Below are 22178 nucleotides of genomic sequence, written 5' to 3' on the forward strand. Positions count from 1 at the left end.
TCGGAATTGTTGTTTCTGCCCGCTGAAAACAGTACTATTTGACGCTTACGCAGCCGCTCGTACAGGGAGTGTGGCGTCCTGGCTTCTCACTGCTTTGCCGGGGCGGCAGGTGTTGTGCCAGCGCAGCGCGCGCATGGGCTGCAAGGCTGATCGTCTTATAATAGGCAGTTAAATTTTCCATCGCGTTGCATGTAATGAAAACCTCAGAAATTCGTCAGAAGTTTCTTTCTTTTTTTGAATCCAAGGGACATCACATCGTCTCCTCGGCTTCGCTGGTACCAGGCAATGACCCTACCTTGCTGTTCACTAACGCAGGGATGGTGCAGTTCAAAGATGTGTTCACGGGCAAGGAAACCCGACCCTACAACCGTGCCACCAGCTCTCAGCGCTGTGTTCGTGCCGGTGGCAAGCATAATGACCTGGAAAACGTGGGCTACACCGCCCGCCACCACACCTTTTTTGAAATGCTGGGCAACTTCAGCTTTGGCGACTACTTCAAGCAAGACGCCATTCGCTATGCCTGGGAGCTGCTGACGACGGTTTACAAGCTGCCTGCAGAGAAACTCTGGGTCACCGTCTATCAAGAAGACGATGAGGCCTACGATATCTGGGCTTCGGAAATTGGTGTGCCCAAAGAGCGCATCATCCGCATCGGCGATAAGGGTGGCGTACGCTACAACTCGGACAACTTCTGGCAGATGGCCGATACCGGCCCCTGTGGTCCTTGTTCGGAAATCTTCTACGATCACGGCGCTGACGTTTGGGGTGGCCCTCCCGGATCGCCTGAAGAAGACGGCGACCGCTATATCGAAGTATGGAATCTGGTGTTCATGCAGTTCGAGCGTTCCGCCGACGGCACCATGACGCCGCTGCCCAAGCCTTGTGTGGACACCGGCATGGGCCTGGAGCGTATTTCGGCTGTGCTGCAGCACGTGCATTCCAACTACGAAATCGACCTGTTCCAGTCTCTGATTCAGGCCGCCGCACGCGAAACCAAGACCAGCGACTTGAGCAATAACTCGCTCAAGGTGATTGCTGACCACATCCGTGCTTGCAGCTTTCTGATTATTGACGGGGTGATCCCCAGCAATGAAGGCCGTGGCTATGTGCTGCGCCGTATTATTCGCCGTGCCTTGCGTCACGGTCACAAACTGGGTCAGAAGGGCTTGTTCTTCTACCGTTTGGTACAGGACCTGGGTCTGACCATGGGCGAGGCCTACCCCGAGCTGATTAGCCAGCGCGAGCGTATCGAACAAGTGCTGCGCCAGGAAGAAGAGCGTTTCAGCGAAACGCTGGAAAACGGCATGCGTATTCTGGAAGGCGCTTTGGCCAACTTGCCAGAGAACGCCAAGCTGGATGGCCAGACGCTGTTCACCTTGTATGACACCTACGGTTTCCCTGTGGACTTGACTGCCGACATCTGCCGCGAACGTGGCATTGAGGTCGATCTGGACGGTTTTGAAGTTGCCATGGAAAACCAGCGTCAGATGGCACGCGCTTCGGGCAAGTTCAAAACAGCCGAAGGCCTGAGCTACTCCGGCGTGCAAACCCGCTTTGATGGTTACACCACCCTGGAAGGCAGCGGCACGGTTACCGCCTTGTATGTGGATGGCACCTCTGTGCAGTCCGTGGCCCAAGGCCAGCAAGCGGTGGTGGTTCTGGATGCCACCCCTTTCTACGCCGAATCCGGTGGTCAGGTGGGGGATGCCGGTATCTTGAGCGATGCCAAGGGCCTGTCCTTTGAAGTGCAAGATACTCAAAAGATTTCCAATCAGGTTTTCGGCCACCAAGGGGTGCTGAACGCAGGCACGCTGACAGTGGGCCAGACTGTTCAAGCCCAGGTGGATACCGAGCGTCGTGAGCGCGTGATCCGTAATCACTCGGCCACGCACTTGATGCACAAGGCCTTGCGCCAGGTGCTGGGCGGACACGTGCAGCAACGTGGTTCCCTGGTGGACGCCGAAAAGACCCGTTTTGACTTTGCTCACGATGCCGCCATGACGGCCGAGCAAATCGCTCAGGTCGAAGCCATTGTGAATGAGCAGGTTCTGGCTAACCAGGCCGTGCAAGCTCAGCTGATGTCCTTTGATGACGCTGTTAGCGGTGGTGCCATGGCTTTGTTTGGCGAAAAGTACGGCGATGAAGTGCGCGTACTGGATATCGGCTTCTCGCGCGAGCTGTGCGGCGGTACTCACGTTCAACGTACGGGCGATATTGGCCTGTTCAAGATTGTCTCGGAAGGCGGTGTAGCCGCTGGCGTGCGCCGTGTCGAGGCCATCACCGGCACCAACAGCCTGCATTGGGTACAAGCGCAGGAACGCTTGTTGAACGACGCTTCTGCCAGTCTGCGTACGCAGCCGGAGGGTCTGGTTGCCCGTATCAGCGCCTTGCAAGGTCAGATCAAGGATCTGGAGCGCGAGCGCGAACAAATGCAATCCAAGCTGGCTGCTTCGGCAGGCCAGGATCTGCTGGCTCAGGCTGTCCCGTTGAATGACAGCAGCCGCTTGCTGGTTGCCACGTTGCAAGGCGTGGAAGCCAAAGCCTTGCGCGAAATGGCGGATCAGTTGAAGAACAAGCTGCAGTCTGCCGTGATCCTGCTGTCTATCGTGGCAGACGGCAAAGTCAGCCTGGTGGCTGGCGTGACGCCTGACCTGACCTCCAAGGTCAAGGCGGGTGATCTGGTGGGCTTTGTGGCCTCGCAAATGGGCGGGAAGGGCGGTGGTCGTCCTGACATGGCCATGGGCGGCGGTACCGATGCCAGCGTTCTGCCGCAGGCCAATGCCTCGGTGCAGGCCTGGGTTCAAAGTAAATTGGGTGCGTAATGACGATGTCCGAGACCGGCGCATTGCCCAACAGCGATCTGCAGGTTGATGCAAGTGGGCTGAAATGCCCCTTGCCTATCTTGCGTGCCAAGAAAGCCTTGGCACAGCTGGAATCCGGGCAAGTGTTGCAGGTCATCACGACCGATCAGCACGCCATTCAAGATTTTCAGGCTTTTTGTCGCCAAACTGGCAACGAATTGTTGGCTCAAGACCAGCAAGCCGAAAAAACTCTGCATTTTTTACGCCGTCGTTGAGCCGACGGCGGTAGAATACTGCTTTGTCTGTTGCGTATCTAGCACTGAATCTGCTATCTTAGCGTGTTACTTTTGGCATGCTTGCCAGAATAGTGCTAGAATTTTTTGTTTACCTTACACAATAAAGGGATTATCAATGGTGGTAATTCGCTTGGCCCGTGGTGGCTCCAAAAAGCGTCCTTTTTACAACGTAGTAGCCGCCGAGGCGAGCCAACGCCGTGATGGTCGCTTCATCGAACGTCTGGGTTTCTACAACCCCGTTGCTGGCGAAGGTCATGAAAACCTGCGTCTGCAAATGGACCGCGTTAAGCACTTCACCGACAACGGTGCTCAGGTTTCGCCTGCTGTGGCTCGCCTGTTGAAAGAATACTCGGCTAAGGTTGCTTCGGCTGCCTAAGTTGATTCACCTGTTTTTTTAGTAGCGTTTAGTGTGAAGCAATCTGCGATTCCTGCTGACCTTGTTGAGCTCGGTCGTATTGTTTCCGCTTATGGTGTGCGTGGTTGGGTCAAGATCCAGCCGCATTCCATGCAAACCAAGGCGCTGCTGAATGCAAAGACATGGTGGTTAAAAACGCCCCGGCCTGAATCTCAGGCGGGCGTTTTTGCGTCTGTGTCACCCAGACAGATACAAACCGCAAAGCAGCATGGTGCAACCATCGTGGCGCAGTTTGAGGGTCTGGATAATCGAGAGCTGGCTCAAGCTCTCAAGGGGCATACCGTTTGGGTATCCCGTGCCGCTTTCCCCAAAGCGGACGAAGACGAATTTTATTGGGTCGATCTGATCGGCTGCCGCTTCTTTGGCGAGCAGGACGGCCAGGCTGAAAGCCTGGGCGAGGTGGTGGAAGTGCTGGATAACGGCGCGCACTCCATTTTGGTTGTGCATCGTGGCTCCTGGGATGCTGAAGGCGTCTTTACGCCTGCAAAGGACGAACAGGGCAAGCCGCTGGAAGAGCTGGTTCCCTTTGTGCAAGCCATTGTGCATACGGTGGATATGTCCGCCCGCGAACTGCACAGCCACTGGGCGATTTGATCGTTTCAATCCTGCGCACCTGCATGGCTCTGGCCTGACTGGTCGAGTCTTGTAAAGCGTATCCGCTTTTTTCTCTTGCCGAGTCCTCATGCGATTTGATGCCCTGACCCTGTTCCCGGACATGTTTGATGTGGTCAGCGAGGCTGGTGTCACCGGCCGTGCGCACAAGCAGGGTATCTGGCAGATGCGGACCTGGAACCCGCGCGACTACACCACCGATGTGCACCGTACTGTAGACGATCGTCCTTACGGCGGTGGCCCAGGCATGGTAATGCTGGCTGATCCTCTGAATGACGCCCTGGATCAGGCTTTGGCTGATCGTGGTGATAGCCCGGAAGTGATTTTGCTGAGCCCTACAGGGCGACGCTTTGATCAGACAGTGGCTCAGGAGCTGGCTCAGGGCCCTGGCGCGGTTCTGGTGTGTGGTCGCTATGAAGGGATAGATCAACGTTTTATTGATGCGCGTATCACCCAGGAACTGTCTTTGGGTGACTTTGTGCTGTCTGGCGGTGAAATAGCATCACTGGCGATTATTGATAGCGTGATTCGGCTCTTGCCCGGTGTGCTGAATGATGCTGATTCGGCTCGCCAGGACTCTTTCCATGCTGACAATAGCGGCTTGCTGGATAGTCCTCATTACACGCGACCCGAGGTATATCGTGATCAGGCTGTGCCCGAAGTCTTGATGTCTGGTCATCATGGCCGTATTCAGGCATGGCGACGTGAGCAATCCCTGCGTTTGACAGCCTTGCGGCGGCCCGAGTTGATTGAGCAGGCCCGTCAGCGTGGCGAACTTAGCAAGGCAGACGAGCGCTTTTTGGCATCTTTGGCTTCCTTGGGCGAATAGCCTTGTTTAAAGAGTTCGCCAAACCTTAACGGCCCGTTTTTATGCGGGCCGTTTTGTATCTGGGTCACTTTGTTAGTCGTACTGACCAAGTTGCAGTTCCGAATTTTCTGCAGGGGCATCGCCCTTGGCATTCAGTGTCTGCCGTCCCCAGCTCATCAGGGCCATCCCGCTAATCGCCAGCAAACCTCCGCCGATCAAGGAAGGGTTCAGGGCCTCCTTAAGCCACAGGCTGGACAGTAAAACGCCAAACAGTGGTACCAGGGCCAGATAGGCGCCTGCGGATGTTGCGCCCAGGCTTTTCACGCCGTGCATATACCAGGCGAAGGCCAGAGCTGTTGAGCCAAGGCCCAAGGCCAACACGCTGTACCAGGCTTGGCTTGGCGCATGGATCAGGCTGCCCCAGACCGAAAGACCCTCCACCCCCAAGCTGCTGATGGACAGCAGCACTGCGCCAATCAATGTGGTCATGCTGGTGGCGGTCAGAGAATCTACGGTGGTCAGTACGGTGCGGCCAATCAAGGTGTAGCTGACCCAGCACAGTGCACAGCCCAGTAATAGCCATTCGCCTATTCCACTCTGGCCCGGCATGAGGCTGCTAATAGAGCCGGCACTCAGGGCATAGAGAGCCCCTGATACGGCCAGGATTACTCCCAGGCTCATCTTTTTGTTGACTGGCTCGCGAAACAACAAAGAAGCCAGTATTAGGATCAGGACCGGGTTCAGGGCAACGACCATGCTGGCCTTGCCTGCTGGCACCAGTTTCAGGGCCAGAAGAAAGAAAATTGAATAGCCAAACACTCCAAAAGCCGACGCGTTAAGCAGACCTAGCCATTCTCGGGAGTCAAGTGTGCATAGGGCTTTCAGTCGGCCGCTCCAGTTCATCCAAAGCAGCAGTGCGACGCTGGCAATCAGGAAGCGCAGACTGGCTGCCGCCAAAGGCGGCATGGCTTGCGCCACGACTCGGCCCCAGGGCCAGGAGGCCCCCCACAGAGCGGCCATGCCAATCAGACTTAGGTGTACGGAGTAGTTGGGAGATTTCATTCAAGCCACTATGGAGAAGATTTCAGCAGGGGTACTATTTACTTTTATTGCTTCATAGTCGAATGAGTAAACGCTCATGACCTTCACCCAACTTGAAATCTTTTCCGTGCTGGCCAGGATAGGCAGCTTCTCTCGGGCAGCCAGTGCCTTGGGGATTACGCAAAGTGCGGTCAGTCATGCGCTCAAGCAGCTGGAGACTGATTTGGGTGTTTGCCTGTTTTCTCGTGGCCCGACCTCAGTGGAGTTGACGGAAGTAGGGGCGAAATTGCTGCAACGTGCCAACGACATCCTGCAGCAGAAAGAGGCCTTGCATCAGGAGGCCTGCTACGAGCAGGGAATTGCCCGTGGCACCTTGCGTATTGCTTCTTTTGGGGCTTCCTCGTCCTTGCATTTGCTGCCACATTTATTGGCTTGCTACAGGCAGACGCATCCCGAAGTGGAGGTGCAGATTGATGAGGGTGTTGATAGTGAAGTGGCGCAGTGGCTGCTGGAGCGGCGTGTGGAGCTGGGCTTTGTGATCTTGCCGGATGATCGCTTTGACTGCTTGCCCTTGGCCCAGGATGAGCTGGTGGCCGTGCTGCCGGCAGAGCATCATTTGGCCGTTTGCGCCCGTGTTTCTGCCAGTGACTTTCATGACTTGCCGTTTATTCGGACTGCGGCAGGCTCTGGCCCGCATGTAGATCGGTTTCTGGCGGCGGCAGGGGCGGTCCCCAGGACCTTGTTCCGTTTCGAGCAGTTGTCCTCCATGTTGGGCTTTGTCGCGCAAGGAGTGGCTGTGACCATTGCGGGCAGGCTGGCCTTGCCGGAGCCGCCAGAAGGGGTGATTTATCGCAGCCTGGAGCCGTGTAGGCCTCGTGAAATTGCTCTGGCGGCTCTGAATTTCGAGCGGCTTTCTCCTGCTGCTCAGGCGTTTTTGCGGATAGCCCGGAAAATACATCACAAGAGGTGATGCGCTCAGGATGGCTTCGCTTTTTCTTGTTGTCTCAGTGCGGGATAGCTTCTGTGCGCGACCGGTCTGCGCTGGTGTGATGCTCCTGTGTTCTTCTGTTTCGTATGAACAGGGAGGGTGTGTTGCGAGTAATCGGAATAGTGCAGCGGGATCGAAGGACCATAGATGCAAAAAGGCCCTGCACTAGTGCAGGGCCTTCTCTCGTCACCGAGACCTGATTCAGGCAATTAGCCCAGACGATCAAACTGCTGTTTCACCTTGGCCAGTGTCTCACCGAATTGAGCCACGCGCAGGCGCTCCTGTTCAACCACGGCGGCGGGCGCACGTTCTACAAAGCTGGCGTTGCCCAGTTTGGCTTCGGCCTTGTTGATCTCACCTTGCAGACGTTCGATTTCCTTGGACAGGCGGATACGCTCCGCTTCCACGTCAATCTCTACGTGCAGCATCAGCTGAGTGGTGTCGACCACTTGTACTGGGGCGCCGGCGTCGGTGGGCAGTTGGTCCACAATCTCCACGCTTTCCAGTTTGCACAAGCTGGCCAGATAGGGGCTATTGGCGCTCAGGATTGCAGCATCACCTTGGGCAACCAGTGGCACGCGCTGAGCGGGCGAGAGGTTCATCTCGCCGCGCAAGGCGCGAATCGCATCCACTTGGGCTTTCAGTTCTGCAACCTGTGCCATGGCCTGTTCATCAATGGCGGCCGGATTGGCGATAGGGTAGGGCTGGACCGAAATGCTGGTGGTTTCATTGGCAGCGCGTTTGCCAGCTACCACCGAGACTTTCTGCCACAGCTCTTCCGTAATGAACGGGATGATGGGGTGTGCCACGCGCAGTACTACTTCCAGTACACGGATCAGCGTGCGACGGGTGCCCAGTTGCTGCTCGGGCGTGCCGTTCTGGATCTGGGTCTTGGCCAGTTCCAGGTACCAGTCGCAGTACTCGTCCCAGACAAAGTGGTAGATGGCGTTAGCGACGTTGTCGAAACGGTAGTCGGCAAAACCGCGTTCGGCGTCCTGCTCCAGGCCTTGCAGCAGGCTGATGATCCAGCGGTCTGCAAAGCTCAGTTCGGCAGCAGCGTCGGTGTGCAGTTCATGGCCTTCGGTGTTCATCAGCACAAAGCGGGTGGCGTTCCACAGCTTGTTGCAGAAGTTGCGATAGCCTTCACAGCGCTTCATGTCGAAGTTGATGTTGCGACCCAAGGTGGCGTAAGCGGCCATGGTAAAGCGCAGCGCGTCCGTACCGAAGGCGGGGATGCCATCGGGATAGTCCTTCTTGGTGCGCTTGCTAATGCTTTGAGCCTGCTTGGGATTCATCAAGCCAAAGGTGCGCTTGTGTATCAGGCTTTCCAGGTCGATACCGTCGATCAAGTCCACCGGGTCAATCGTGTTGCCCTTGGATTTGCTCATCTTCTTGCCTTCCATATCGCACACCAGTCCGTGAACGTAGACGGTGTTGAACGGAACGCGGCCAGTCAGGTGCATGCTCATCATGACCATGCGGGCTACCCAGAAGAAAATAATATCGAAGCCAGTTACCAGCACGCTGGAGGGCAGGTAACGGGCCAGATCCGGGGTTTCTTCAGGCCAGCCCAGATCGGTGAAGGGCACCAGGGCGGAGGAGAACCAGGTGTCCAGCACGTCCTCGTCGCGGCGCAGTGGGCCGGTCACGCCAGCAGCGCGGGCTTGTTCCAGAGCGTCTTCTTCGGAGCGGGCGACAAACAGGCTGCCGTCTTCGGCGTACCAGGCGGGGATCTGGTGACCCCACCACAGCTGACGGGAAATACACCAGTCCTGAATATTGTTCAGCCATTGGTTGTAGGTGTTGGACCAGTTGTCGGGGTAGAAGCGTACACGGCCATCGGCCACCACATCCAGGGCAACCTGGGTGATGCTCTTGCCGGGGTGCAGGGAGTCTTCTGGCGCAGGCTTGCTCATGGCGACAAACCACTGGTCAGTCAGCATGGGTTCGATAACCGTATTGGTACGGTCGCCGCGTGGCACCATCAGCTTGTGTGGCTTGATGGCCTTGAGCAGGCCCTGGGCTTCCAGGTCGGCCACGATTTGCTTGCGTGCAGCAAAGCGCTCCAGGCCTTGGTAGGCTTCGGGAGCGGTGTCGGCAATATGGGCATCCAGCGTCAGGATGCTGATCATTTCCAGGCCGTGGCGCTGGCCAACGGCGTAGTCATTGAAGTCGTGGGCAGGAGTAACCTTCACCACGCCGGTACCAAAGGCCGGGTCTACGTAGTCGTCTGCAATGATCGGGATGGAGCGGCCAACCAGGGGCAGGGTAACGGTTTGACCGATCAGGCCGATATAGCGCTCGTCTTCAGGATGCACCATCAGGGCAACGTCGCCCAGCATGGTTTCCGGACGGGTGGTGGCCACCGTCAGGTGGGTCAGGCCGCCTTGGGGGGTAGTCAGCGGGTAGCTGATTTCCCACAGATGGCCGTCTTCTTCCTCGCTGACCACTTCCAGATCAGACACGGCGGTGCCCAGCACGGGGTCCCAGTTCACCAGGCGCTTGCCGCGGTAAATCAGGCCTTGCTCGTACAGACGGACAAAAGTTTCCAGCACGCCACGGGACAGATTGTCGTCCATGGTGAAGTATTCGCGGCTCCAGTCACAGGACGCGCCCAGGCGGCGGAACTGGCCGGTAATGGTATTGCCCGACTTCTCTTTCCACTCCCAGACTTTTTCCAGGAATTTCTCGCGGCCCAGGTCGTGGCGGCTGATGTTCTGGGCATCAAGCTGGCGTTCCACGATGATCTGGGTCGCAATCCCGGCGTGGTCGGTACCGGGAATATAGACCGTATCGTCGCCTTTCATGCGGTGGTAGCGCGTCAGGCCATCCATGATGGTCTGATTAAAGGCGTGGCCCATGTGCAAAGTCCCGGTGACGTTTGGTGGTGGGGACTGGATCACAAAGGGTTCGGACTGATGATCACCCAAGGGCTGGACATGTTGGCCACCCTTGAAAAGGTCGGCTTGCTCCCAGCGCGCGTACCAGCGCGTTTCGATTTCCTGGGGTTCAAAGCTCTTGGATAATTGCTCGTCGGAGGTCGTAGCGGATGAGTTGGTCATGGTGATGCGGTCTGCCTGCCCCTTATTGCACGTTCAGTGCCAGATAGGGCGGGACTAATCCTGGGTAAAAAACGAATTTAAGATGCACTATTTTAAGATGTGGCCGTGCGTCTTTGGCGTGGTAAAATGCCGGGTTGCCGTAAATCTGATGAAAGTGCTTGTTTTCATTAAAAAATTTAGCGCGAACCGTCGGATCTGCATTTTGCTTTACGCAGCAAAGACTACACTATATTGTTCTTATTTGGATTTTCACATGGCTATTGAACGCACTCTGTCCATTATCAAGCCCGACGCTGTTGCTAAAAACGTGATCGGTCAGATTATTTCCCGCTTTGAAGGCGCTGGCCTGAAAGTGATCGCTGGTCGCCTGGTTCACCTGTCCCGTGGCGAAGCCGAGCGCTTCTACGGCGTGCACGCCGAGCGTCCTTTCTTCAAGGATCTGGTCGACTTCATGGTTTCCGGTCCTGTATTCGTACAAGTTCTGGAAGGCGAAGGCGCCATTGCCAAGAACCGCGAACTGATGGGCGCCACCGACCCCAAGAAAGCAGACGCCGGCACCATCCGTGCTGACTTCGCTGAAAGCATCGACGCTAACGCTGTTCACGGTTCCGACGCTCCTGAAACCGCTGCTGTCGAAATCGCTTTCTTCTTCCCAGAGTGCAACGTTTACAGCCGTTAATTCGTTAAACCGCGCAGTACTGGCGGCACTCTGAGCAAGACTTGCCCGGCTCACCGGAATCGGTTTGCCGGGCAAATCCGCAAAAAGGGGCTTTTTTGCACTCCTGCAAGAAAGTAATAGCCAGAACGCGTGAAGGTATTATTTTTTTATGTCATCGCTCGAACCTACTAACCTTCTGGGCCTGGGCCCGGAGCAACTTGTTGAACTGGTCGCCCAATGGGGTGGCAAGCCTTTCCGCGCGCGCCAATTGCAGCGCTGGATACACCAGCGTCAACAAGACGATTTTGGGCAGATGACGGATCTGGCGCGCGAGTTCCGCGAGCAGCTGACCGCTAATTGCGTTGTCACCGCGCCCAGCATGTCGCACGAACATATTTCTACCGACGGCACTCGTAAATGGCTGTTTGATGTAGGCAGCAATAACGCCGTCGAAGCGGTTTTCATTCCCGAGGACGACCGGGGCACCCTGTGTATTTCCAGCCAGGCTGGCTGCACGGTGGCCTGTCCATTCTGTTCCACGGGCTATCAAGGCTTCAACCGCAACCTGACGACCTCTGAAATCATTGGTCAGTTGTGGTTTGCTCGCCGTGCTTTGCTGAATGCGCCGGAAACCGCCCGTATTGGCGATGCCGAGCAAACCAGCACGCGTGTCATCAGCAATGTGGTCATGATGGGCATGGGCGAACCCCTGCTCAATTACGATCAGGTGCTTGGTGCCTTGCGCCTGATGCTGGACGATAATGCCTACGGTCTGTCGCGCCGCCGCGTGACGGTCTCCACCTCCGGGGTGGTGCCCATGATGGATCGTCTGGCCAAAGATTGCCCGGTCGCACTGGCCGTATCGCTGCACGCGCCCAATGATGCGTTGCGCGATCGCCTGGTGCCACTGAACAAGAAGTATCCGCTGGCCGAGCTTCTGGATGCCTGTAATCGCTATCTGGAGCACGCCCCGCGTGACTTCATCACGTTTGAATACATCATGCTGGACGGCATCAACGATACCGACCAGCATGCGCAGGAACTGTTGGATATCGCACGCATTGTGCGCTGTAAATTTAATTTGATTCCTTTCAATCCTTTTCCGCAGTCCGGTCTGAAACGCTCTTCAGCTGCACGGGTCAAACAGTTTGCCCAACGGCTGATGGATGGTGGGGTGGTAACCACAGTGCGCAAGACGCGCGGCGATGATATTGCTGCCGCTTGTGGACAGTTGGCGGGCGATATCCGTGATCGCACCCGTATCGAACAACGTTTGCCTGATCGTGCTGTCATTCAAATCAAACAGGAACGTGCATGAGCGAGACTCTGGTCCCCTCCAACCAATCGGCTCCGGAAGCGGGCTCAGGTGTAGGCCCGACATTGCGTGAGTTGCGCCTGGCGCGATCCTGTACGCTGAACGAAGCCTCCACCCGCCTGAAGTTTTCGGTTCGCCAGCTAGAGGCCCTGGAAGCTCAGGAGTGGGACCAGTTGCCCGGTGGGCAGCCTTTGCGGGGCATGGTGCGTAATTACGCGCGCTTTCTGGAGGCTGACGTATCAGCCGTGCTGGTCATGCTGGAAGCTCAGGTCAGTGATACCGCTGCGCCCAAGCCCGTACCGCGCAATCATTCGGGTGCGGGCTTGTCCAGTGCGGACTTGAGCCTGTATGCCGACTCGCGCGGCGGGTTTGGCTGGATCTGGATTCTTATCATTATTGTTTTGCTGCTGGTAGCCGGTTTTTACGCCATTGATCGGGGCTGGGTTCCCGAAGAGTGGCTGGTGTTCGATTGGCTCAAGGACTTGAAGAAATGACGCAGGGTCCCGAAACTTCCTCTGCTTGCCAACCTCTGCCGGTGGGCGCCCAACCCAAACGGGTAACCCGCGCAGTTGATGTGCGCTGGGGCGATCATGTTGTGAAATTAGGTGGCTCGGCCCCGGTCGTGGTGCAGTCCATGACCAATACGGATACCGTCGATGCTATTGCAACGGCTATCCAGGTCAAGGAACTGGCGCGTGCCGGTTCTGAAATGGTGCGTATTACGGTCAATACCCCCGAAGCGGCCCGTGAAGTGCCCGCCATTCGCGAGCAGCTGGACCGCATGGGCGTAAATGTCCCCTTGGTGGGGGACTTCCATTACAACGGCCATAAATTGCTGGCAGATTACCCCGAGTGTGCTCAGGCCCTGTCCAAGTACCGGATCAATCCGGGCAATATGGGCGGTGGCAAGCGCCGGGACGATAATTTCGCCAAGATGATTGAAATCGCGTGCCGTTACGACAAGGCCGTGCGAATTGGCGTGAACTGGGGCAGCCTGGATCACGAGCTGATGGCCCGCATGATGGATGAAAATAACGAGCGTGCTCATCCCTGGACGGCTCAGGCGGTGATGCGCGATGCTCTGGTTATCTCTGCCATCAGCAACGCCCAGCGTGCCGAGGAACTGGGGCTGTCGGGCAATCGTATCGTTCTGTCCTGCAAGGTCAGCCACGTGCAGGACCTGATCACCGTCTACCAGGATTTGTCGGCACGTTGTGACTACGCCTTGCACCTGGGTCTGACCGAAGCGGGGATGGGCAGCAAGGGGATTGTGGCTTCCACCGCCGCCTTGGCTGTCTTGTTGCAGCAAGGCATTGGTGACACCATTCGTATTTCCCTGACTCCTGAACCCGGTGGCGATCGTGCTCGTGAAGTGGTGGTGGCTCAGGAGATCTTGCAGACCATGGGTTTGCGTGCTTTCACCCCTATGGTGGTGGCGTGTCCGGGTTGTGGTCGCACCAGCAGTACGGTGTTCCAGGAGCTGGCCAACGATATTCAAAGCTATTTGCGTGACCAGATGCCCGTCTGGAAGGATCTGTATCCCGGCGTGGAAACCATGAACGTCGCGGTGATGGGCTGTGTGGTCAATGGTCCGGGGGAAAGCCGCCACGCCGATATTGGCATCAGCTTGCCGGGAACCGGGGAAGTTCCTTCGGCACCCGTCTATGTGGATGGCGAGCGGGTGGTGACCCTGAAGGGTGATACTATCGCTCAGGAATTTCAGACCATTGTCCAGAATTACGTTGAGCGCCGCTACGGCAAAACATCAACGGTTTGATCAACACGCTTGTCAGTCTATGGCGAGCAAACCATTAGAATTATGACGCAGCAGTTTCAAAAGCTCCGCGCCCTGACGGGCATGAAAGACACCTTACCGGGTGAAAGCGCACAGTGGGAAGCCCTGGAGGCTCTGGTGCGGGAATGGTTGGCCAGCTATGGCTATCGCAATATGCGTACCCCCGTGCTGGAACATACCCAGCTGTTTGCTCGTGGTATTGGCGAAGTCACCGACATTGTCGAAAAGGAAATGTATTCCTTTACCGATTCGCTCAACGGCGACAAGCTCACCATGCGTCCCGAATTTACGGCGGGCATGGTGCGCGCCACTATCGAACATAATCTCTTGTACGATCGCCCTCATCGCGTTTATGCGATGGGGCCGGTGTTCCGTCACGAGCGCCCGCAGCGTGGCCGCTACCGTCAGTTCCACCAGATCGACGTGGAAGCGTTGGGTCTGCCAGGGCCAGACGTTGATGCCGAGCTGATCGTCATGCTGGCCCGTTTGTGGAAGAAGCTGGGTCTGACGGACATCCGTCTGGAACTGAACTCCCTGGGTCAGGCTGAAGAGCGTGCCGCCCACCGTGCGGCCTTGATCGAGCACCTGGAAGCGCACAAGGATGTGCTGGACGAAGAAGCCCAGCGTCGCATGTATACCAACCCCTTGCGCGTGCTGGATACCAAAAATCCGGCCATGCAGGAAATGGCCAATGCGGCCCCACGTTTGTTCGACTTTCTGGGTGAAGAGTCTCGTGCTCACTTCCAGGGCGTCTGCGATCGTCTGGATGATGCCGGTATTGCCTACACATTGAACCCGCGCTTGGTGCGTGGTCTGGATTATTACAATCTGACCGTGTTCGAGTGGGTAACGGATCGCCTGGGTGCTCAAGGGACGGTGTGCGGCGGTGGCCGTTACGACGGCCTGATCGAATTGATGGGTGGCAAGCCTTCGCCCGCCGTGGGTTTTGCTATTGGTGTGGAGCGCTTGCTGGACCTGTGCTCGCAAGATGGCGAGCAGCCCGCCATTCCTGAATGTCAGGTGTATATGGTTCACCAGGGTGAGGCAGCCCAGCGCAAGGCCTCGCTGTTGGCCGAGCAATTGCGTGATGCCGGTTTGCAGGTGATAGTCCATGCAGGCTCCAGCGGCTTCAAGTCCCAGTTCAAACGGGCTGATGCCAGTGGTGCGCAGGCCGCCGTTATTTTGGGTGACGACGAGCTCCAAAAAGAACAGGCCAGTGTGAAATGGTTGCGTGCTGCGGATGGCGCCGAGCAGCAACAGTCTGTTGAATTTTCTGAACTCGCCAGTGTTTTGTCAGCAAGGATTTGAGCATGGCCTACGATCTTGAAGAACAGGAAAAACTAGATGCCATGCGAGCATGGTGGGACCGCTGGGGCACCTTGTGCATCGTGCTGGCTTTTGCTGCCTTGGCGGCGGTGGCCGGCTGGCGCGGTTGGCAGTGGTACCAGGGGCATCAGGCCGGTCAGGCCATGGGTTACTTTGAGGCGCTGGAAAGTGCGGCTGCCCAGACCGGCGAAGAGGCCGATGCCCGCGTGCTGGCTGCCAGCACGACCTTGCGTAACGATTTCCCCAAGTCGGGCTACACCTCCCGCGGTGTCTTGCTGGCTGCCCAGGCTTTGCAGCAACGCGGCAATCTGACGCCTGCTCGTGAGCAATTGGAGTGGATGGTTAAAACCAATCACGACCCGGCGCTGACTCCGCTGGCGCGTTTGCGTCTGGCTGGTATCTTGCTGGAACAGAAGAATTACGATGATGCCCTGGCTCAGCTGACAAATCCTCCTGCCAGCTTTGCCGGTCTGTTTGCGGATCGCAAAGGCGATATTCTGGCCGCTCAAGGGCAGAACGATGCAGCACGCGAAGCCTGGACGCAGGCCGTGGAGTTGCTCAAGCAAGACCCTATTTCGCAGTTGGTACAGATCAAACTTGATGCCCTGGCAGGAGCTTAATTCATGTCTCTTCCTACTATTCGCAAATCGCCATCCTCTGCCATGCGTGTCCTGCGCTTGAGCGCGTTGGCCCTGAGCCTGACCGCTTTGGCCGGTTGCTCCATGTTCTCCAGCAAGGATCCTCGTTTCGAGCCTACGCCTCTGACGGAATACACCCCTGGTGTGGCCGCCAAGGTCAGCTGGAGTACCTCGATTGGTAGCGGCGCAGACTCCGGCTTTGCACCGCAAGTCAGTGGCTCCTCGGTCTACGCCGCAACGGTCTCGGGTCAGGTCAGCAAGGTGGATCTGGATACGGGTCGCGTTCAGTGGTCGGCCAATGCTGGCAAGAAGTTGACCGCCGGTGCCGGTTCGGACGGTGTGGTGACTGCGGTCGCTTCGGTGGACGGCAACGTCATTGCGTTTGACGACTCGGGCAAGGAGTTGTGGCGCAGTCGTAGCAGCAGCGCTGTGAATGTGCCGCCTGCTGTGGGTGCTGGTGTGGTTGTGGTGCGTACCAGCGACTACCGCTTGCAGGCATTTGATGCCAGCACAGGTGATCTGCGCTGGAGTCTGCAGCGTCCTGGCCCCGCCTTGTCGCTGAAAACCAGCATGCAAATGCGCATTATTGATGGTTTGTTGTTGGCAGGAATGCCCAACGGCCGTTTGATGGCCATTGACGCAGCTCAAGGTCATCTGGTGTGGGAAGGCAGTATTTCTGTCTCCCGCGGCGCGACGGACCTGGAGCGCATTAATGACGTCGTGGGTGCTCCCCAGGTCGTCGATCCCCTGCTGTGCGGTGCAACCTACCAAGGTCGTGTTGCCTGCTTTGACGTCTCCCAAGGTGGACGACTGGTGTGGGATAGGGAATTTTCGGCCGGTACCGGTATCGCAGCGGACAACCATATGTTGTATGCCGCCAATAGCCGCGACCAGATTGAAGCGTTTGCCATGACAGACGGGCAAACCATCTGGAAGCAGAATGCTTTGCGTAACCGTGGTCTGGCTCCTTTGGCCGTCATGCCCCAGGCGCTCGCCGCCGGTGACATGGAAGGCTATGTTCACTTTCTATCGCGACTGGACGGCACCTTGTTGGGCCGGGTCAGTGTCGGCGGTGGTGCCATTGTGTCGCCTTTGATCGGAACCCCGCGTGGGGTCCTGGTCCAGACCGGCAATGGTAATTTGGTCTTGGTTGGAATCAATTGAAAAGCGTTTCTTTTAAGCCCGTAGTGGCTTTGGTCGGTCGGGCCAACGTCGGCAAGTCCACTTTGTTCAACCGCCTGACGCGCTCGCGCGCGGCTCTGGTGGCGAACTTCCCTGGTCTGACCCGCGACCGTCATTACGGCGAAGGCCGGGTTGGCAGCCGCCCCTATATCGTGGTCGATACGGGTGGTTTCGAGCCTGTGGCCAAAACCGGCATGTTGCTGGAGATGGCTCGTCAGACCCAGCAGGCGATTGCCGAAGCTGACGTGGTCGTCTTTCTGGTCGATGCCCGTGAGGGCGTCAACGCACTGGATCTGGAAATTGCGCAGTTGCTGCGCAAGCTGGGGCAGAAAGTGCTGCTGGCCGTCAACAAGGCCGAAGGCATGCGTTACGAGGCCGGTGGCGTGGAATTCCACGAACTGGGCCTGGGTCAGCCTTACCTGATCTCCGCTTCCCACGGCGATGGCGTGGAGGAGCTGATCAACCTGGCACTGGAGCAAGTGCCCAATCCTGAGCCTGAAGAGGATGGCCAGGATGACGATGAGTTTCAGCACCGTATCAAGCTGGCGATTGTGGGCCGCCCCAACGTGGGCAAATCCACCCTGATCAATACCCTGGTGGGTGAGGATCGCGTGATTGCGTTTGACCAGCCCGGTACGACGCGTGATGCCATTGAAATCGAGTTCGAGCGCAATGGGGTGGAATACACCCTGATCGACACGGCCGGTTTGCGCAAGCGCGGCAAGGTGTTTGAGGCGGTTGAAAAGTTCTCCGTTATCAAGACCTTGCAGGCGATTGAAGCGTGTAACGTGGTCTTGTTGATGATTGACGCTCACACCGAAATTTCCGACCAGGACGCCAGCATTGCGGGCTTCGTGGTAGAAACCGGTCGTGCACTGGTGGTGGGCATCAACAAGTGGGATGGCCTGGACGAGTACCAGCGCGAGTGGATCAAGCGCGAGTTCGATCGCAAATTGCGCTTCCTGAACTTTGCCAAGATGCACACCTTGTCGGCGCTGAAAGGGCAGGGGATCAATCCCTTGCTCAAGTCGGTCAATGCCGCGCATGCGGCTGCCTTCTCCAAGCTGTCCACGCCCAAGCTCACTCGCGTCATGCAAGAAGCGGTGGAACAGCAACAGCCACCGCGCAAGGGCATTTTCCGTCCCAAGTTGCGGTATGCTCACCAAGGTGGCATGAACCCGCCGATCGTGGTGATTCACGGCAACGCCCTGGATGCCATTTCGGACAGTTACCGCCGTTATCTGGAGACGCGTTTTCGCGAGGCCTTCAAGCTGGAAGGCACGCCTTTGCGCATCGAATTCAAATCATCTAAAAACCCTTATCTGAAGGACGCGTAATGAGCCGTTTGTGGAGTGATCATGTAGCGGGGCTTTCACCCTATGTACCGGGTGAGCAGGTCAAGCTGGATAACCTCTTGAAGCTGAACACAAACGAACATCCTTTCGGTCCGTCGCCCAAAGCGCTGGAAGCGATCCGCCAGGCGGCGACCGATGATTTGCGTCTTTACCCCTCCTACAGCGCGCAGGAATTGCGTGACGCCGTGGCGCACAACCACGGCGTGAAAGCTAACAACGTCTTTTTGGGCAATGGCTCGGACGAAGTGCTGGCCCATGTGTTCAGCGCCTTGTTCCTGCGTGGCGTGCGCCCGGTCCTGCTGCCCGATATCACTTACAGCTTCTACACCACTTACTGTTCGTACTTCGGTGTGCCTGCTGATATCGTGCCGCTGCGCGAGGACTTCACGCTGAATGTGCAGGACTATGTGCGCAAGCGCAGTCTGCCACCTGCCGGCATCATTTTTGCCAACCCCAATGCGCCTACTGGCATTCCTTTGTCCTTGACGGATATTGAAGCCATTCTGGCTGCCAACCCGGACACCACTGTGGTGGTGGACGAGGCGTACGTCGATTTCGGCGGTACATCTTCGGTTGGTTTGCTGGAAAAATACGACAATCTGGTGGTCATCCAGACCATGTCCAAGTCGCGCGCTCTGGCTGGCTTGCGTGTGGGTTATGCCCTGGCCAGCGCCGATATCATCCAGGCTCTGGAGCGGGTGAAAGACAGTTTCAACTCCTACCCCATGGACACGATTGCCCAGGTGGGTGCCGTGGCTTCCTTGAAGGATACGGAGTATTTTGCCCGCCAATGCCAGGCTGTGATTGATGCACGCGAGCAGTTGCGCGCTGATCTGGAGCAGCTGGGTTTCGAGATTTTGCCTTCGAAAGCGAACTTTTTGATGGCAACTCACCCTAAGCATTCGGCAGCTGGTATTCAGCAGGCCTTGCGTGAACAGGGGATTTTGGTTCGCCATTTCCGTCAGCCACGCATTGAGCAGTATTTACGTATTACGGTAGGATCGCCCGAGCAATGTGCCCGACTGTGCAACAGTTTGCGGCAGATTTTAGGGCAAGGCGCCTGATATACACCTATTAGATAAAAATCTCCAGTTTGGAACGTGCGAATTCAGGGAAAACCCGGTAAAGTAGTGGGATTCGCTTCCATTTCTGGAAAAACAACATAACCGGAGCCTCACCAATGAGCAATAAAGGGCAAATTCTACAAGACCCGTTTTTGAACGCGCTGCGCAAGGAGCATATCCCTGTGTCGATCTACCTGGTAAACGGCATCAAGCTGCAAGGTCAGATCGAGTCCTTCGATCAGTATGTCGTACTGCTGCGCAATACAGTCACTCAAATGGTGTATAAGCACGCGATCTCTACCGTCGTTCCTGCACGCCCCGTTACTTTGGCTGCGGATGAGCAGGCTGAATAAATCCTCACCCAGTTCTTTGTACTCTGAAAGACCCGTCTCGCGGTGCCCGCGGGCGGGTCTTTGTTTCTGGAGCAAACGTTGAAGGCACTGGTAATTAGTGTGGATATGGGCGAGCTGGACTACAAGGCCCATGCTGAAGAATTCGTCATGCTGGCTGAAGGGGCGGGCGCCCAGATTATGGAATTGATGGTCGTGCGTCGGTCCCGTCCAGATTCTGCCTACTACATCGGTACGGGCAAGCTGGAAGAGGCGGTCGCCCTGGCCAAGGCAACTGGCGCCGAAGTCGTGCTGTTTGATCATGCCTTGAGCCCGGCCCAGCAGCGTAATCTGGAGCGCAAGCTGGAGCTGCGTGTGGTTGACCGGGTGGCCCTGATTCTGGATATTTTTGCCCTGCGTGCGCAAAGTCACGAAGGTAAATTGCAGGTGGAACTGGCCCAGCTGCAACACCTGACTTCCCGATTGACCCGGATGTGGACGCACTTGGAGCGCCAAAAGGGTGGTATCGGTATGCGTGGTCCAGGTGAATCGCAGCTGGAAATGGACCGCCGGATGATTGGCGACAAAGTCCGTACCTTGCGTGAGCGTCTGGCCAAGGTGCAACGCCAGCGCAGCACCCAACGTCGTGCCCGTTCTCGTAGCGGCACCTTGTCGGTGTCTCTGGTGGGCTACACCAACACGGGAAAATCCACGCTATTTAACGCCTTGACCCGTGCGGACGCCTACGCAGCTGACCAGTTATTTGCTACCTTGGATACCACCACGCGTCGTATCTGGATTGAAGGGGCAGGGCAGGTCGTAATTTCGGATACGGTGGGCTTCATTCGTGAATTGCCACCGACCTTGATTGCCGCTTTCCGGGCCACTTTGGAAGAGACCGTCCATGCAGACGTATTGCTGCATGTGGTCGATGCGGCCAACCCTCAACGCGATGAACAAATCGCTGAAGTTCATAAGGTTCTGGAGGACATCGGGGCCCATGAAATACCTCGCATTCTGGTCTATAACAAAATTGACCAAGCCGGCTATGAGCCACGGGTAGAGCGGGATGAACATGGTACTATTGCCCGAGTCTTTGTTAGCGCTTTAGAGCGCATCGGATTGGATGGCTTGCGTACAGCAATCGTCGAATCAGGTCATTTCGCGGAAAACAATGCGTCTGAACAATAAAATATTCAATCTCAATGATCCCGGTTGGGGACGAGACAGTGGCAAAAACGGTTCCGAGCCACCTCGCCGCCCCGAGAAACAAGATGGCCCGCCTGACCTCGACGAGGTATGGCGTGACTTCAACAGTCGCTTGGGATCTTTATTCGGCAAAAAGGGACGTCGCTCCCCTCCCGGTGGCATGCCTCCGGGTAGCGGTAATGGCCCATCCATCCCCAAAGGCTCGCCCAAGCTGCTGATCATCGGCGGTGTGGTCGCGGTCGGTCTGTGGATGGCCAGTGGCTTTACCATCGTGCAGGAAGGTCAGGTTGCCGTGGTTACCCGTTTTGGCGCGTACACGAAAACTCTGAATCCCGGTTTGCAGTGGCGTTGGCCCGCTCCCATCGAAGATCACCAGACTGTGAATATTTCGCAGTTGCGTACCTTTGAAGTGGGCTACCGCGGCAGTGCACGCAATAAAGTCCTGCCTGAATCGTTGATGCTGACAACCGACGAGAACATCGTCGACATGCAGTATGTGGTTCAGTACCGTTTGCTGCCTACAGGCGCACCGGACTACCTGTTCAACACCAATAATCCGGACGAGTCGGTACGTCAGGCGGCTGAAACCGCCATGCGTGAAGTCGTGGGCAAGCAGCCCATGGACTCCGTGCTGTACTCCGGCCGTACCCAGATTGCATCGGACGTGCAGCAGCTGGCCCAGTCCATTCTGGACCGCTACCGTACCGGCATTCAGATCAGCACCGTAGCTATCCAGAACGTGCAGCCGCCCGAGCAGGTTCAGGCCGCCTTTGACGATGCCGTCAAGGCCGGTCAGGACCGCGAGCGTCAGATCAACGAAGGTCAGGCCTATGCCAACAAGGTGTTGCCCGAAGCCGCTGGTCAAGTGGCTCGCATGATGCAGGAGTCTGAGGGTTACAAGGCTCGTGTGATCGGTGATGCCAAGGGTGATACTGCCCGTTTTGGTAGCGTCGAGGCCGAGTACGTGAAGGCTCCGGGTGTAACGCGGGATCGTCTGTACCTGTCCACAATTCAGGAAATCCTGGAGAGCACCAGCAAGGTACTGGTTGATACCCGTAGTGATAACAACATGATCTATCTGCCTTTGGACAAGATCGTGCGTCAGGTGGGTAGCCGTACGGATATGGAGCCGTCCGCTCCTGTCGCTTCGGCCGCTTCGCAAGGACAGGTCAGCCGTCCAGCTCCCGCTGCGGCACCCAAAGCGCCTGCGCCAGCCAATCCAGCCGGTCTGGATACCTCGCTGGGCTCTTTGGTCAGTCCTTATTCCCCATACGCACGCTAGGA

20 protein-coding genes are annotated in these 22178 nt (G+C 57.0%); 18 read left to right on the forward strand and 2 right to left on the reverse strand.

The annotated features are described in order from the left end of the window. The first annotated feature begins 194 nt into the window (after positions 1–194). The 5 genes from alaS (at position 195) to trmD (ending at position 4953) form a co-directional block, all read left to right on the forward strand. On the forward strand, positions 195–2822 hold the full coding sequence (alaS, locus tag ACU6HM_RS02740) for an alanine--tRNA ligase (protein ID WP_035272252.1): 2628 nt from the start codon (positions 195–197) through the stop codon (positions 2820–2822). Further along, positions 2822–3076 carry a sulfurtransferase TusA family protein gene (locus ACU6HM_RS02745; RefSeq protein WP_009455909.1) on the forward strand — a complete coding sequence of 85 codons (255 nt, stop codon included), beginning with the start codon at positions 2822–2824 and terminating at the stop codon, positions 3074–3076. Before alaS ends, ACU6HM_RS02745 begins: the two co-directional genes overlap by 1 nt. 136 nt (positions 3077–3212) lie before the next feature. Continuing rightward, positions 3213–3473, forward strand: a complete 261-nt coding sequence (gene rpsP, locus ACU6HM_RS02750) for a 30S ribosomal protein S16 (RefSeq protein WP_009455906.1) — start codon at positions 3213–3215, stop codon at positions 3471–3473. Positions 3474–3506: 33 nt separating this feature from the next. Further along, entirely contained in the window at positions 3507–4106 is a 600-nt protein-coding gene (gene rimM / locus ACU6HM_RS02755; RefSeq protein WP_035272255.1) for a ribosome maturation factor RimM, read from the forward strand. 88 nt (positions 4107–4194) lie between these two features. Next, positions 4195–4953, forward strand: coding sequence for a tRNA (guanosine(37)-N1)-methyltransferase TrmD (trmD, locus tag ACU6HM_RS02760; RefSeq protein WP_203145685.1), 759 nt, complete (start codon positions 4195–4197; stop codon positions 4951–4953). A 72-nt stretch (positions 4954–5025) separates the two neighbouring features. Here trmD and ACU6HM_RS02765 read toward each other — a convergent pair whose 3' ends face one another. Further along, positions 5026–5994 (reverse strand): DMT family transporter, encoded by a 969-nt coding sequence (locus ACU6HM_RS02765; protein ID WP_446763318.1) that lies wholly within the window; start codon positions 5992–5994, stop codon positions 5026–5028. Positions 5995–6070: 76 nt separating this feature from the next. Here ACU6HM_RS02765 and ACU6HM_RS02770 point away from each other — a divergent pair, with 76 nt between their 5' ends. Further along, positions 6071–6943, forward strand: a complete 873-nt coding sequence (locus tag ACU6HM_RS02770) for a LysR family transcriptional regulator (RefSeq protein ID WP_254499035.1) — start codon at positions 6071–6073, stop codon at positions 6941–6943. Positions 6944–7170: 227 nt separating this feature from the next. On the opposite strand, the gene ACU6HM_RS02775 is transcribed toward ACU6HM_RS02770, so the two are convergent. Continuing rightward, positions 7171–10023, reverse strand: a complete 2853-nt coding sequence (locus ACU6HM_RS02775) for a valine--tRNA ligase (RefSeq protein WP_446763319.1) — start codon at positions 10021–10023, stop codon at positions 7171–7173. A gap of 253 nt (positions 10024–10276) precedes the next feature. Here ACU6HM_RS02775 and ndk point away from each other — a divergent pair, with 253 nt between their 5' ends. From ndk to hflK, 12 genes are all read left to right on the forward strand, one after another. Then, a complete protein-coding gene (gene ndk, locus ACU6HM_RS02780) occupies positions 10277–10702 on the forward strand; it encodes a nucleoside-diphosphate kinase (protein ID WP_009455885.1) in 426 nt (141 codons plus the stop codon). A 148-nt stretch (positions 10703–10850) separates the two neighbouring features. Beyond that, the gene (rlmN, locus tag ACU6HM_RS02785; RefSeq protein WP_009455884.1) at positions 10851–11999 is read left to right on the forward strand and encodes a 23S rRNA (adenine(2503)-C(2))-methyltransferase RlmN; all 1149 of its coding nucleotides are present in this window, start codon (positions 10851–10853) and stop codon (positions 11997–11999) included. Beyond that, complete coding sequence (locus ACU6HM_RS02790) at positions 11996–12490, forward strand: helix-turn-helix domain-containing protein (RefSeq protein ID WP_009455883.1); 495 nt, start codon at positions 11996–11998, stop codon at positions 12488–12490. Before rlmN ends, ACU6HM_RS02790 begins: the two co-directional genes overlap by 4 nt. Further along, positions 12487–13773, forward strand: coding sequence for a flavodoxin-dependent (E)-4-hydroxy-3-methylbut-2-enyl-diphosphate synthase (gene ispG, locus ACU6HM_RS02795; RefSeq protein ID WP_026483489.1), 1287 nt, complete (start codon positions 12487–12489; stop codon positions 13771–13773). Before ACU6HM_RS02790 ends, ispG begins: the two co-directional genes overlap by 4 nt. A 42-nt stretch (positions 13774–13815) precedes the next feature. Next, entirely contained in the window at positions 13816–15099 is a 1284-nt protein-coding gene (gene hisS / locus ACU6HM_RS02800; protein WP_060185243.1) for a histidine--tRNA ligase, read from the forward strand. Between the two features lie 2 nt (positions 15100–15101). Further along, on the forward strand, positions 15102–15737 hold the full coding sequence (locus tag ACU6HM_RS02805) for a YfgM family protein (protein ID WP_009455880.1): 636 nt from the start codon (positions 15102–15104) through the stop codon (positions 15735–15737). Positions 15738–15740: 3 nt separating this feature from the next. After that, a complete protein-coding gene (bamB, locus tag ACU6HM_RS02810) occupies positions 15741–16919 on the forward strand; it encodes an outer membrane protein assembly factor BamB (RefSeq protein WP_446763320.1) in 1179 nt (392 codons plus the stop codon). Next, on the forward strand, positions 16916–18274 hold the full coding sequence (der, locus tag ACU6HM_RS02815) for a ribosome biogenesis GTPase Der (RefSeq protein ID WP_009455876.1): 1359 nt from the start codon (positions 16916–16918) through the stop codon (positions 18272–18274). The genes bamB and der overlap by 4 nt, the downstream gene beginning before the upstream one ends. Beyond that, complete coding sequence (gene hisC, locus ACU6HM_RS02820; RefSeq protein ID WP_009455874.1) at positions 18274–19356, forward strand: histidinol-phosphate transaminase; 1083 nt, start codon at positions 18274–18276, stop codon at positions 19354–19356. The genes der and hisC overlap by 1 nt, the downstream gene beginning before the upstream one ends. Before the next feature lie 116 nt (positions 19357–19472). Then, entirely contained in the window at positions 19473–19709 is a 237-nt protein-coding gene (gene hfq / locus ACU6HM_RS02825) for an RNA chaperone Hfq (RefSeq protein ID WP_003799329.1), read from the forward strand. A 78-nt stretch (positions 19710–19787) separates the two neighbouring features. Next, positions 19788–20876, forward strand: a complete 1089-nt coding sequence (hflX, locus tag ACU6HM_RS02830; protein WP_009455872.1) for a GTPase HflX — start codon at positions 19788–19790, stop codon at positions 20874–20876. Further along, a complete protein-coding gene (gene hflK, locus ACU6HM_RS02835) occupies positions 20860–22176 on the forward strand; it encodes an FtsH protease activity modulator HflK (RefSeq protein WP_250755845.1) in 1317 nt (438 codons plus the stop codon). Before hflX ends, hflK begins: the two co-directional genes overlap by 17 nt. The last annotated feature ends 2 nt before the right edge of the window (positions 22177–22178 follow it).

The organism is Alcaligenes sp. RM2 (assembly GCF_052931795.1).